Source organism: Pseudomonas protegens CHA0 (assembly GCF_000397205.1).
In the GTDB taxonomy this organism is placed as follows: domain Bacteria; phylum Pseudomonadota; class Gammaproteobacteria; order Pseudomonadales; family Pseudomonadaceae; genus Aquipseudomonas; species Aquipseudomonas protegens.
Genome location: NC_021237.1, coordinates 431491 through 444165 on the forward strand (window position 1 = coordinate 431491; position 12675 = coordinate 444165).

Sequence of the window (12675 nt, forward strand, 5' to 3'; positions counted from 1 at the left end):
GGCTTTTGCGTTTTCGACGGAGGGCTTTTCAGAGCTGAGGCCCGGGTTGTACCCGGGCTGGATGGCACTGCAGCGCGCCTTCGTGCAGTGCATGCACCCCATCCTGGTGCACGCACATCCTCATCGTAGGAGCCGGCTTGCCGGCGAAAGCGCCTGTGGGCGCACTGCAAGGCTCAAGGGCCTCTTCGCTGGCAAGCCAGCTCCTACATGCTGCGGCCGGGGCTTCAGCCTTCCTCGCCTTCATCCTCGTCGCCACCGTCGACCTTCATCCCCAGCTCCTTGATCTTGCGGGTCAGGGTATTGCGCCCCCAGCCCAACAGGACCGCGGCATCGCGGCGGCGGCCGGCGGTGTGCTTGAGGGCGGTCTCGATCATGATCCGCTCGAAACTCGGTACCGCGCTGTCCAGCAGGTTCGATTGCCCGCGGGCCAGGGCCTGGTCGGCCCATTGGCGCAGGGCCTGTTCCCAGTTGGTGACCGGCGCTGAATCCTGGGGCAGGCTCAGCAACTCCGGTGGCAGGTCGCTGATATGCACCTCGCGACCCGAGGCCATGACGGTGATCCAGCGGCAGGTGTTCTCCAGCTGGCGCACGTTGCCCGGCCACGGCAGGTTCTTCAGGTATTCCTCGGTTTCGTTTTTCAGCAACTTGGGTTCCACCGCCAGCTCCTGGGCGGCGCGGCTGAGGAAGTGCCTGGCCAGGGTCGGGATGTCTTCGCGACGGTCCGACAGGCGCGGGATATGGATGCGGATCACGTTGAGGCGGTGGAACAGGTCCTCACGGAACTTGCCGGCGTGCACCAGGGTTTCCAGGTTCTGGTGGGTCGCGGCGATGATGCGTACATCGACCTTGACCGGGGTATGGCCACCGACCCGATAGAACTCGCCATCGGCCAGAACCCGCAGCAGGCGGGTCTGAGTGTCGGCTGGCATGTCGCCGATCTCGTCGAGGAACAGGGTGCCGCCGTCGGCCTGCTCGAAGCGCCCGCGCCGCAGGTTGGCCGCGCCGGTGAACGCGCCCTTTTCATGGCCGAACAGCTCGGATTCCATCAGGTCCTTGGGGATCGCCGCCATGTTCAGGGCGATGAATGGCGAGGCCGCCCGCGGGCTGTGGCGATGCAGGGCATGGGCCACCAGCTCCTTGCCGGTACCGGATTCGCCGTTGATCAGCACTGTGATGTTGGAGTGGCTCAGGCGCCCGATGGCGCGGAACACCTCCTGCATCGCCGGCGCTTCGCCGATGATCTCCGGGGTGCGAGCCAGGGTCGGGGCCACTTCCAGGCCTTGCTGTTCCTGGGCGTGCTGATTGGCGCGCTTGACCAGCGACACCGCTTCATCGACATCGAACGGCTTGGGCAGGTATTCGAAGGCGCCGCCCTGGTAGGAGGCGACAGCGCTATCCAGGTCCGAATGCGCGGTCATGATGATCACCGGCAGGCGCGGGTGCTGCTCGCGAATCCGTGCCAGCAGGTCCAGGCCACTGGCGCCGGGCATGCGAATGTCGGAAATGATCACGTCCGGGGCCTGGCGGGCCAGGCGGCTCATCACCCCGTCGGCGCTGTCGAAGCTCTGGGTGGTCATCCCTTCCTGCTGCAAGGCTTTTTCCAGGACCCAACGGATAGAACGGTCGTCATCGACGATCCACACGGTTTCACTACGGCTCATGTCGATGGGGCTCCTTGTTCCAGTGGCAGAAAGATCGAGAAGGTGGTGTGGCCGGGATGGCTGTCACATTCGATCAGACCCTGGTGCTGGCTGATGATGTTCTGGGTGATGGCCAGGCCCAGCCCGGTACCGTCCGGGCGGCCGCTGACCATGGGGAAGAAGAGGGTGTCCTGCAGTTCCGCGGGGATGCCCGGGCCGTTGTCGATGATCTCGATCTTGCTCACCAGGCGATGGCGCACGTGGCCGATGGTGAACTGGCGCATGGTGCGGCTGCGCAGGGTGATGCGCCCGAGGCGCATTTCATTCTGGCTGCTGATGGCCTGCATGGCGTTGCGCACGATGTTGAGCACCGCCTGGATCATCTGTTCGCGGTCGATCAGCACGTCGGGAATGCTCGGGTCGTAATCGCGCACCAGGGTGATACAGCCCTGGCTTTCGGCTTCCACCAGGCTGCTGACCCGCTCCAGCACTTCATGGATGTTGGTCAGGGCCAGGGATGGCAGCTTGTTCGAGCCGAGCATGCGGTCCACCAGGTTCCGCAGGCGGTCGGCTTCTTCGATGATGACGTTGGTGTAGTCCTTGAGGCTTTCCTCGGGCAGCTCCCGGGCCAGCAACTGTGCGGCGCCGCGAATGCCCCCCAAGGGGTTCTTGATTTCATGGGCCAGGCCGCGCACCAGCATCTTGCTGGTTTCCTGCTTGGACAACTGGGCCTCTTCCTTGGTGATCCGCAGCAGCCGGTCCCGGGGGTGGACTTCCAGCAGCAGCAAGGTGTCGCCGTTGCTGAGGATCGGCGTCACCGCGTAGTCGACGGTCAGGGTCTGGCCGGTCAGTGCGGTGAGCATGGCTTCGCGCTTGGTGAAGGGGTGCGCCTGCTCCACCGCCTGGCGCAGGGAGCTCAGGGCCTCGGCGGATTCGGTGAACAGCTCGCTGATGAATTGCCCATGGCTGCGCTGGCCGCTGATGGCCAGGAGCATTTCCGCCGCCGGGTTCATGTACTCAAGGCGCAGGTCGGCATTGAGCAGGATGGTGGCGGTGGTCAGGTTGTCCAGAAGCAGGCGGTGCAGTGGGTCGCTGATGGTCATGGGTAGATGGTGACCTCTTTTGAAGCAAGACAATCCGGGGCCGGTCCCGAAGTGCGCGCGCGGCTAAGGCGCTGTGGTGGAGAAAATGCAAAAACCAAACCAAGGCTCCGAAAAGAAGCGCGCATGCCCTGAAACAGGCGTTTGAAGCCTGGTTCTGTGGCGTTTTGCCAGCTCTGGCGGGTATTTTCGAACCAAAATGGGCTGGTATTGGCACCTGAGTGCAAGGCATTGCACCAATATAGTGCATGAATCTGAGCGGCGCTCGATGGGCGCGCCTTGATAGAAGAATCAACGCCCGTTTTTCAGCGGCGCGGGGCAAAGGGCGGGTTTAGAGTGCTCGAACCCGATGCTTCAAGGTTTAGGATGCGGCCATGGAAAATGCCCCTCTGCTGTTCCAGCTTCCCGATGACGACACCCTGTACCAGGCGCTGCTGGCACGGGACCCGGCCTATGAAGGCTTTGCCTTTGTCGGGGTGAAGAGCACCGGCGTGTTCTGCCGCCTGACCTGCGCTGCACGCAAGCCCAAGCGCGAGAACACGGTGTTCTTCGGCTCCATCAAGGGTTGTGTCGAAGCAGGGTTCCGCGCCTGCCTGCGCTGTCGTCCGCTGGAGCGGGCCGGGGTCCAGGAGCCCTGGGTGCAGACCTTGCTCGAGCAGTTGGGCCGCGACCCGGAACGCCGTTGGTACGAGGACGACCTGGTCGCCCAGGGGCTGGACCCATCCACCGTGCGCCGTGCGTTCAAGCGCTATTTCGGCGTCACCTTCCTGGAAATGGCGCGCCTGCGTCGCATGGGCCAGGGCATGCAGCAACTGGCCTCGGGAGAGCCGGTGATCGAGGCGCAGATCAGCGCCGGCTTCGACTCCGACAGCGGCTTTCGCCACGCCTTCAGCCGCCTGGCGGGCCAGCCGCCGTCCAACTTGCGGGGGCGGGAACTGCTCAAGGTCGATTGGTTGCAGACCCCGATCGGCGTGATGCTGGCGGTGGCCGACGCCCAGGTCCTGCATCTGCTGGAATTCTTCGACCGCCCGGCACTGGCCAATGAGTTGCAGAACCTGCAGAAGAGCAGCGGTTCGAGCATAGGTTTCGGGCGTTTTGCCCCCATCGACCAGATCGAGGCCGAACTGCAGCGTTACTTCGCCGGCGAGGCGGTGCACTTCGCCACACCGCTGGCGATGAGCGCCTCGCCCTTTACCCGTACCGTCTGGCAGGCGTTGCGGGCCATTCCCCTGGGTACCACCTGCAGCTACGCCGAGGTGGCGCGGCAGGTTGGCTCGCCCTCAGCGGTGCGCGCGGTGGCCCGGGCCAATGCCGCCAACCAGATTTCCATTGTCATTGCCTGCCACCGGGTGATTGGCGCCGATGGCTCCCTGACCGGCTATGGCGGTGGTCTGTGGCGCAAGCGCTGGCTGCTGGAACATGAGCGGCGCCTGCACCACTTGCAGGGTGCATCAGCGAGCGGGCTGTAGCTCGCTGCCGGGCACCGGGTCGGGCCGGGAAACCTTATCCACAGGTGGCTGGGCGCCAGTCTGGCGCGCCAGTTCGTCGGCATCCGCCTGTTCCGCCGTGGACAGTTCGGCGGCGTTATGGCCGATGCGCTTGAGCAGGGCCAGCATGCATGCCAGCGAGACCAGGGCGTAGCAGGCCGAGGCGATGGCCACGCCGATGATGCTGCCGGTGCCATTGAGGATGCTCTGGGCCAGCACCGGCGTGGCGCCGCCCACCAGCAGTGAACACAGCTGATAGGAGATCGACAGTCCGCTGTAGCGCACCCGGGTCGGAAACGCCCGCGCCAGGATGCCGCCCACCGCGCCATAGAACATCGAGTGCGGCACCGTGGCCAGGCACATGCCCAGCACCGCGATCCAGTAGTGACCGGTCTCCACGGCGAAGAACATCGCCGGCATCAGCAGCAGCTCGGGCACCACCATCAGCACCATGGCCTTGCGCATGTCCATGCGTGAAACCAGCACCGCACCCAGGGGCTGGGTGATGAACTGCACCACCAGGGCGATGACGATCACGCTGAGGAAGCTGCCCTGGCTGTAGCCCAGCTCCTTGGTGGCCCAGGACAGGGCGAAGGTGCTCTTGAAATAGGTGACGTGGATGATCGGCAGCACCCCGGCCCCCAGCAGTACCAGGCGCCAGTGGTCGCGCAGGACTTCGAGAATCGGCAGCTTGACGGTCTTTTTCTGCTCCATCAGGCGCTTCATGTCATCGGACTCTTCCAGCTTGAGGCGGATGACCATGCCGATGATCACCAGCACCGCCGACAGCAGGAACGGAATGCGCCAGCCCCAGAGCAGAAAGTCCGGAGTCGGCAGGGCGCTGAGGCCGAAGAACACCAGGGTTGCCAGCAGGTTGCCGGCCGGCGAACCCTGCTGGGCGAAGGCAGCATAGAGAATGCCCTTGCCCTTGGGCGCGCTTTCGCTGGCGATGAGGATCGCCCCGCCCCATTCGCCGCCCACCGCGATGCCCTGGATGATGCGCAGGGTCACCAGGGCAATGGGGGCCCAGACGCCGATCTGCAGGTAGCTGGGCAGCAGGCCGATGCAGGTGGTGGCCAGGCCCATCATGATCAGGGTGATCACCAGGGTGGTCTTGCGGCCGATCTTGTCGCCCATGTGGCCGAAGATGATGCCGCCGACGGGGCGGGCGATGAACCCGGCCCACAGGGTCAGGAAGGACAGCAGGGTGGCCGTGCCGGGGGGCAGGTCGGCGGGAAAGAACACCTTGCCGAACACCAGGGCGGCGGCGATGCCGTAGGCGTAGAAGTCATACCACTCGATGGTGGTGCCGATGAATGAGGCGATACCCGCCTTGCGGGCTTTCTTGTGGGCAGCGGCATCCTGGGCAGCGTTCATGTTCAATTCCTGCGTTTTTATTGTTATATGCGCCCCTGATCGGGCGCATGGACCTCTGGCAAGGTCCGACCGCTGGGAGCCTATACAGGCAGGAATCGAAAAATATAATGATTAAATCTTATGGTTTGATACGTGATTGCGTATCGCGCCCCAACGCTCAGCGCCCTCCGGCGGCCGGTTTGATCAGGGACTTGAGCAGCCCGAGAAAGCTTTCGGCCGCCGCCGAAGGCTTGTCCTCCAGGCGTATCGCCTGGATCTGCGAAGGCGCGCCGGAGCCTTCGAGCTCGCCGTAATGCACGCCCGGCTGGCCGAGCATGGCCAGGGTCTGTGGCACCAGCGCCACGCCCATCTCGTGGGCCACCATTGCCACCACCGTTTGCCATAGCCGCGTCTCGTGGCGAATGCGCGGGCTGAACCCGGCCGCCACGCAGCGGGAAATGATCAGGTCGTGGTAGTGCGGCGAGACCGCCCGCGGAAACAGGATGAAATCGTCATTGGCCAGTTGCGCCAGGTCGATCCGCGCCTGGGTGGCCAGCGAGTGGCTCTGGGGCAGGCAGCAGAGGAACGGCTCGGCCAGCAGCGGTTCGCTGTGGATGCCGGCGGCGAAGGTGCTGCCATGGACGAAGCCGATGTCGATCTGGCCGCGTTGCAGGGCCTGGGTCTGGTCGGCACTGTTCATTTCCATCAGCACCACTTCGGTTTCCGGGTATTGCTGTTCGAAGGCCTTGACCGCCTCGGGCAGCCCGCGGTGCAGGATCGAGTTGACGAAACCCAGGCTCAGGCGCCCGGCAAAGCCTTCTGCCGAGCGCTGGGTCAGGTGCCGCGCCTGGTCGGCACGCAGCAGCAGGTAGCGGGCCTCGTCCAGCAGAACCTGTCCGGCGTTGGTCAGGCTCACCGACTTGTTGTTGCGATTGAGCAGTTGGACTTCCAGTTGCCCCTCAAGCTTCTTGATGTCGAAACTCAGGGCCGGCTGGGAAATGCACAGACGGTTCGCGGCCCGCCCGAAATGCAGTTCTTCGGCTACCGCGACGAAGTAGCGCAACTGTTTGAGGTCCATGGCGACTCCGGTTCTACGATATGGATTTCTTATCGTAGTTGATTGATTTTGTATTAGATACTTATCGATGGCGGCTCTAGTCTCGGCCTACAAAAAACAGGAGACGCGCCATGACCGCCGAGCCCCGCCCCATTGAAGACAGCCTCAACATCCCCGACAGCCGCGGCATCAACCTGTTCGAGTGCGACGCCGGCCTGGCCGCGCTGCTCCAGGTCTACCTGCCCTCGGCGGTCTACCAGCAGTGGTTGCCCACCTTGCAGCACCTGGGCGCCCGGGCCGGTGGCGAGCTGGATGTGCTGGCCCTGAGCGCCGACAAGAATCCCCCGGTGCTGCAACCGCGTACCCGCCGCGGCGAGAACCTGCAAAGCATCGCCAAGCATCCGGACTACGTCACCCTGGAACGGGTGGCCTTTGCCGAACTGGGGCTGGCTGCCATGAGCCACCAGCCCGGAGGCCCGCCGCCGCTGATCAAGTACGCCCTGACCTACCTGTTCGTCCAGGCCGAGTTCGGCCTGTGCTGCCCGGTGAGCATGACCGACTCCCTGACCCGCACCCTGTGCAAGTTCGGTACGCCGGAACTGGTGGCGCGCTACCTGCCGCAGTTGCAGTCCCAGGATTTCGAGACGCTGTTCCAGGGGGCGATGTTCATGACCGAACAGGCCGCCGGTTCCGACGTTTCACGCACCGAAACTCGGGCCCGGCTGGAAGATGGCCAATGGCGCCTGTTCGGTGAGAAGTGGTTCTGCTCCAACCCGGATGCCGACCTGGCCATGGTCCTGGCGCGCCCGGAAGACGCACCACCGGGCATGGCCGGGGTGACCCTGTTCCTGTTGCCCAAGGTGCTGCCCGACGGCTCGCGCAACCACTACCGGATCCAGCGCCTGAAGGACAAGCTGGGCAGCCGCTCGATGGCCAGTGGCGAGATCACCCTGGAAGGCGCCACGGCCTACCTGATCGGTGAGGTCGGCCGCGGTTTTCAGCAGATGGCCGACATGATCAACATGTCGCGCCTGTCCAATGGCGTGCGCGCGGCGGGGCTGATGCGCCGGGGGCTGAGCGAGGCGTTGTACATCGCCCGCCAGCGCCGGGCCTTCGGCAAGCACCTGATCGAAATGCCGCTGATGCAGCGCCAGTTGCTGAAGATGATGCTGCCCGCCGAACAGGCGCGCTCGATGTTCATGCAGATCGCCAGCTTGCTGCCCCGGGCCGATGGCGGCGATGAGACGGCGCGCAAGTGCGTGCGGATCCTTACGCCGCTGATCAAGTTCCGCGCCTGCCGTGATGCCCGCCGGGTGACCGGCGATGCCATGGAAGTGCGCGGCGGGGTTGGCTATATCGAGGAGTGGAGCGATGCCCGGCTGGTGCGCGATGCGCACCTGGGGTCGATCTGGGAGGGCACCAGCAACATCGTCGCCCTGGACATTGCCCGGGCGGTGACTCGGGAGCAGGCGCTGGAGCCGTTGCAGGGCTATCTGGCCGGGCTGCTGGCCGAGGCCGATTTGCCACCGGCGAGCCGCCGGCTGTTCGATTCGGCCCTGTTGCGCACCGTGACCGGCTTCCATGCCGTGGCGCAGCAGCGCCGGGACGAGCAGGTGCGGCAGGTGGGCAGCGTTCTCTATCACCTGGCCAGCGCCATCTTCATGGCCTGGGAGGCCGCGCGCCAGGGTGCGGACCATCGGCGCCTGGCCCTGGCTCACCTGGTGCTGGTGCACAAGGTGTTGCCGCGCGATCCGTTGGGCCTTGAGCCGGTGATCGATGCCGAGCTGCTGGTGCGCCTGGCCAATGAAAGCCCGCTGTCCCAGGCCCAGGCCATGCAATTGCTGCCGGCCTGAATGGCCGTCCTTGTCCGATCTGCCGGAGTACATCCATGACGTTTGCCCAAGGCGCCCTGGCGGGCGTGAAAATCATCGATCTCAGCCGTGTGCTGGGCGGCCCCTACTGCTCCCAGGCCCTGGCCGACCACGGCGCCGACGTGATCAAGCTGGAACCTTTGAGCGGTGATGAGACCCGGGGCTGGGGGCCGCCTTTCGAAGGTGATGACGCGGCGTATTTTCGCGGCATCAACCGTAACAAGCAGGGGATCGCCGTCGACCTGTCGCGCCCCGAAGGCCTGGAACTGCTGATGCAGTTGCTGGAAGGCGCCGACGTGCTGATCGAGAACTTCAAGCCGGGCACCCTGCAGCGTTGGGGCATCGGTTACCAGGAGGTGCTGAGCCAGCGTTTTCCGGCGTTGATCCACTGCGGGATTTCCGGCTTTGGCGCCGATGGCCCGCTGGGCGGGCTACCGGGTTACGACGCGGTGATCCAGGCCATGGCCGGGCTGATGAGCGTCAACGGCGAAGGCGACGGCGGGCCGTTGCGCATCGGCCTGCCGATTGTCGATATGGTCACCGGCCTGAATGCCCTGGCGGGGATTCTCCTGGCCCTCAACGAGCGCCAGCGCAGCGGCCTCGGGCAGTCACTGGACATCTCCCTGTACGACTGCGGCGTGTCCCTGCTGCACCCGCACCTGCCGAACTACTTCGCCGCCGGCCAGACGCCCAAACGCACGGGCAACGCCCATCCCAACATTGCTCCCTACGACAGCTACCGCACCGCTGGCGAGCCGATTTTCCTGGCGGTGGGCAACGACCGCCAGTTCGCCCGGCTGTGCCAGGAACTGGGGGCCGGCGCGTTGCTGGAGGACCCGCGCTTTACCGACAACGGCCAGCGCTCGGTCAATCGCGAGGCCTTGAAGCAGCAACTGGAGCATTACCTGTCGGCACACGACGGCGCGTTGCTGGCCCCGCGGCTGATCGGCCTGGGGGTGCCTTGTGGTTCGATCGCCACCGTCGACCAGGTGGTGGCTCATCCCCACACCCGGCATCGCGGGCTGCTGGTGGAACTCGATGGCTACCGGGGCATAGGTTCGCCGGTGAAGTTGTCGCGCACGCCGGCCAGCTACCGTACGGCGCCGCCGAGCCTGGGGCAGGACACCCGGGCGGTATTGCAGGGGCTGGGCCTGGATGAATCGACCATCGCCGCACTGCTGGCCAGCGGCGTGGTGCACGGTTGAGGCTCAGGGGCGGCGGGCCCGCAGCAGAGTGAAGCTGATGGCCGGGCTCTGTTGCAGGACCTTGTCGCCAGCCAGCACCTGCACCGCCAACCGGTGCTGGCCACGGTCGATATTCACCAGTTGCAGCTCGGGCCCCTGGCCGGCCTGGCCATAGGGCTGGCCATCCAGCAGCAGGCGCAGACGGTGGCCGGGCCGCAGGCTGGGCTGCAACTCCACCTGCACGCTGAAACTGCCGTTGTTGGCGCGCAAGGCACCGTGCTCCGGTACGCCGCTCAGTTGCAGCCGTTCGTAGGCCAGAAGGGTGCTGGCAGGTTGTGCTGCCGGCGTATGTGGCGCCGGGGTGGCCGGGCTGGGGAGGCGATTCGGCGCGGGCGTTTCAATCTGCCGGTACGAGGTTCCCGGCGGCTGGTCGCTATAGGCGCGATTACCGGCCGAGTCGGTGTACTGGTAGATCTGCGCGCCGGCTGGCAATGCGCTGATCCACAGCAGGCAAGCAATGACGAGGTGCATCTCGCTGATCCTGGCGGGTGCCTGAAAGGCTCCAGCATAGGGTGCTGCTGCGCGTGGCACAGGCGTGGTTAACCTTTGAACACACATAACTCTGCCGTGGCACGAACCATCGCCAGTCGTCGCAGTGGGTCGCTGCTGCTGGCCTGATTGGCCCGGGCCAGCCATTGCGGGCATTGGCGGTCGGTGCGCTGCGGGCTGAAGTCGGCCAGTTGCTGCAGCAGGCGTTTTTGTAACTGATCAAGTTGGGGGCGGATCTGCCCGGCCAGGTCCTGGCGCGGAGTGTCCGGTGCCCGGCCTTGCAAGTGCCAGGTCGAGAGTCGGGCGTATTGCACCAGCTTGTTGGCTTCGATCTGGGCGGCGAAGAACTGCCCAACCGTTTCTTCGCTCAAGTGATAGGTTGCGGCCTGGGCGGTTGCCCCGGCGATCACCTGTTGTTCCCGCGGGCGGTCTTCCACGGCCTTGTGGCTGTCCCATTTGCTCAGGGCCACCTGATCGGCAATCGCCAGGCGTTCGCCGATGCTCTGCAGCAGCGGGGCGAGGGCGGGCGGGGCGTCACTGGCGCAGGCGGCGGTGGCGAACAGGCTGCAAGTCAGGGCGAGGCACAGGTTGAGGCGCGAAGTCATGGGCGGGCTCGGCTGCTGATGGGGAGACGGTGCCCATGATGCACGCAACCACCCCGGGCAGGGCAAATGCGCGGGCATAAAAAAAGGCCTCCCGAAGGAGGCCCCTTGATCACGCGGCTTGCGCCGGCGTTACCGGATCAGCAGCTGTAGTACAGCTCGTATTCCAGTGGGTGTACGAAGGTACGTACCTTGATTTCTTCTTCGCTTTTCAGGGCGATGTAGGCGTCGATGAAGTCGTCGCTGAAAACGCCGCCTTTGGTCAGGAACGCACGACCTTTGTCCAGCTCTTCCAGGGCTTCCTTCAGGCTGCCGCAAACTTGTGGGATCTCTTTGGCCTCTTCAGGCGGCAGGTCGTACAGGTTTTTGTCAGCAGCGTCGCCAGGGTGGATCTTGTTCTGGATGCCGTCCAGGCCGGCCATCAGCAGGGCAGCGAAGGCCAGGTACGGGTTGGCAGCCGGGTCCGGGAAACGGGCTTCGATACGGCGGGCCTTAGGGCTCGACACGTAAGGAATACGGATCGAAGCGGAACGGTTGCGCGCCGAGTAGGCCAGCATGACCGGGGCTTCGAAGCCTGGCACCAGACGCTTGTAGGAGTTGGTCGCCGGGTTGGTGAAGCCGTTCAGGGCCTTACCGTGCTTGATGATGCCGCCGATGAAGTACAGAGCGGTATCGGACAGGCCGGCATAGCCTTCACCGGCGAAGGTGTTCTTGCCGTCTTTCCAGATGGACATGTGTACGTGCATGCCCGAGCCGTTGTCGCCGTACAGTGGCTTAGGCATGAAAGTGGCGGTGCGACCGTAGGCGTCGGCCACGTTGTGCACGACGTATTTCAGGGTCTGGGTTTCGTCGGCTTTCTTCACCAGGGTGTTGAACTTGACGCCGATTTCGTTCTGGCCGGCAGTCGCCACTTCGTGGTGGTGAACTTCAACGGTCAGGCCCATTTCTTCCAGTGCGTTGCACATGGAGGTACGGATTTCGTGGTCGTGGTCGAACGGTGGAACCGGGAAGTAGCCGCCTTTGACGCCTGGACGGTGACCCTTGTTGCCGCCTTCGATGTCCTGGTCGGACATCCAGGAACCTTGTTCGGAGTAGATCTTGAACATGGAGCCGGAGATGTCGGACTTGAATTTCACCTGGTCGAAGATGAAGAACTCTGGCTCTGGGCCGGCGAATACGGTGTCGCCGATACCGGTGGCTTTCAGGTGCTCTTCGGCACGCTTGGCGATGGCACGTGGGTCACGATCGTAACCCTGCATGCTCGAAGGCTCGATGATGTCGCACACCAGGATCAGGGTCGGTTCTTCGGTGAACGGGTCCAGTACGGCGGTTTCGTCGTCCGGCATCAGGATCATGTCGGAGGCTTCGATGCCTTTCCAGCCAGCGATGGAGGAGCCGTCGAACATCTTGCCAGCTTCGAAGAAGTCTTCATCCAGCGCATCACGAGCCGGCATGGTCACGTGATGTTGAGTGCCCTTGGTGTCAGTGAAGCGCAGATCAATCCATTTGACGTCATGATCTTTGATGAGTTGAACCGACTTCGACATAGTGTCCTCCGGGTGGCTTCGGGCTTGGTGTTGGAGTGCCCTTAGAATGTGGGTGATGCCGGCGCGAATACTCTGCCATGGCAACCTGCCTCACAAGGGAGCAAATTGCATGCCAGTGCCCCGAGATGGGTTTTCTGCCCCAAAATCACGCTTTCTGCGACGTATTGGGTTGAATGCCGGCATTCGGCGCACTGCAATGTAGCGTCTTTGCCAATAAATGACCCGTTTTGGTGCATCGAAAACCTTCTGCACATAAACTGGTTAAACCTTGAGCAATTTCCG

At 64.2% G+C, this 12675-nt stretch carries 10 protein-coding genes; 3 read left to right on the forward strand and 7 right to left on the reverse strand.

Annotation, left to right across the window (positions count from 1 at the left end; translation table 11 throughout):
* Positions 1-224 precede the first annotated feature (224 nt).
* Both ntrC and glnL read right to left on the reverse strand, forming a co-directional pair.
* Positions 225-1661, reverse strand: coding sequence for a nitrogen regulation protein NR(I) (gene ntrC, locus PFLCHA0_RS01920; protein WP_011058752.1), 1437 nt, complete (start codon positions 1659-1661; stop codon positions 225-227).
* Complete coding sequence (glnL, locus tag PFLCHA0_RS01925) at positions 1658-2743, reverse strand: nitrogen regulation protein NR(II) (RefSeq protein ID WP_011058753.1); 1086 nt, start codon at positions 2741-2743, stop codon at positions 1658-1660. The genes ntrC and glnL overlap by 4 nt, the downstream gene beginning before the upstream one ends.
* A 371-nt stretch (positions 2744-3114) precedes the next feature.
* On the opposite strand from glnL, the gene PFLCHA0_RS01930 reads away from it, so the two are divergent.
* Positions 3115-4209: a bifunctional transcriptional activator/DNA repair enzyme AdaA gene (locus tag PFLCHA0_RS01930; RefSeq protein WP_011058754.1), complete on the forward strand. Its 1095-nt coding sequence runs from the start codon at positions 3115-3117 to the stop codon at positions 4207-4209.
* On the opposite strand, the gene PFLCHA0_RS01935 is transcribed toward PFLCHA0_RS01930, so the two are convergent.
* Positions 4192-5604: an MFS transporter gene (locus tag PFLCHA0_RS01935; RefSeq protein WP_015633834.1), complete on the reverse strand. Its 1413-nt coding sequence runs from the start codon at positions 5602-5604 to the stop codon at positions 4192-4194. The two genes, PFLCHA0_RS01930 and PFLCHA0_RS01935, sit on opposite strands and share 18 nt — an antisense overlap.
* A 157-nt stretch (positions 5605-5761) precedes the next feature.
* Complete coding sequence (locus PFLCHA0_RS01940; protein WP_011058756.1) at positions 5762-6661, reverse strand: LysR family transcriptional regulator; 900 nt, start codon at positions 6659-6661, stop codon at positions 5762-5764.
* A gap of 110 nt (positions 6662-6771) precedes the next feature.
* On the opposite strand from PFLCHA0_RS01940, the gene PFLCHA0_RS01945 reads away from it, so the two are divergent.
* Together PFLCHA0_RS01945 and PFLCHA0_RS01950 are read left to right on the forward strand one after the other, a co-directional pair.
* Positions 6772-8493: an acyl-CoA dehydrogenase family protein gene (locus PFLCHA0_RS01945; RefSeq protein ID WP_015633835.1), complete on the forward strand. Its 1722-nt coding sequence runs from the start codon at positions 6772-6774 to the stop codon at positions 8491-8493.
* Positions 8494-8528: 35 nt separating this feature from the next.
* On the forward strand, positions 8529-9716 hold the full coding sequence (locus PFLCHA0_RS01950; RefSeq protein ID WP_015633836.1) for a CaiB/BaiF CoA transferase family protein: 1188 nt from the start codon (positions 8529-8531) through the stop codon (positions 9714-9716).
* Between the two features lie 3 nt (positions 9717-9719).
* Here PFLCHA0_RS01950 and PFLCHA0_RS01955 read toward each other — a convergent pair whose 3' ends face one another.
* From PFLCHA0_RS01955 to glnA, 3 genes are all read right to left on the reverse strand, one after another.
* Positions 9720-10226 carry a DUF4124 domain-containing protein gene (locus tag PFLCHA0_RS01955; protein ID WP_015633837.1) on the reverse strand — a complete coding sequence of 169 codons (507 nt, stop codon included), beginning with the start codon at positions 10224-10226 and terminating at the stop codon, positions 9720-9722.
* A 68-nt stretch (positions 10227-10294) separates the two neighbouring features.
* On the reverse strand, positions 10295-10849 hold the full coding sequence (locus PFLCHA0_RS01960) for a chorismate mutase (protein ID WP_011058760.1): 555 nt from the start codon (positions 10847-10849) through the stop codon (positions 10295-10297).
* 137 nt (positions 10850-10986) lie between these two features.
* Positions 10987-12393, reverse strand: coding sequence for a glutamate--ammonia ligase (glnA, locus tag PFLCHA0_RS01965; protein WP_011058761.1), 1407 nt, complete (start codon positions 12391-12393; stop codon positions 10987-10989).
* Positions 12394-12675: the final 282 nt, after the last annotated feature.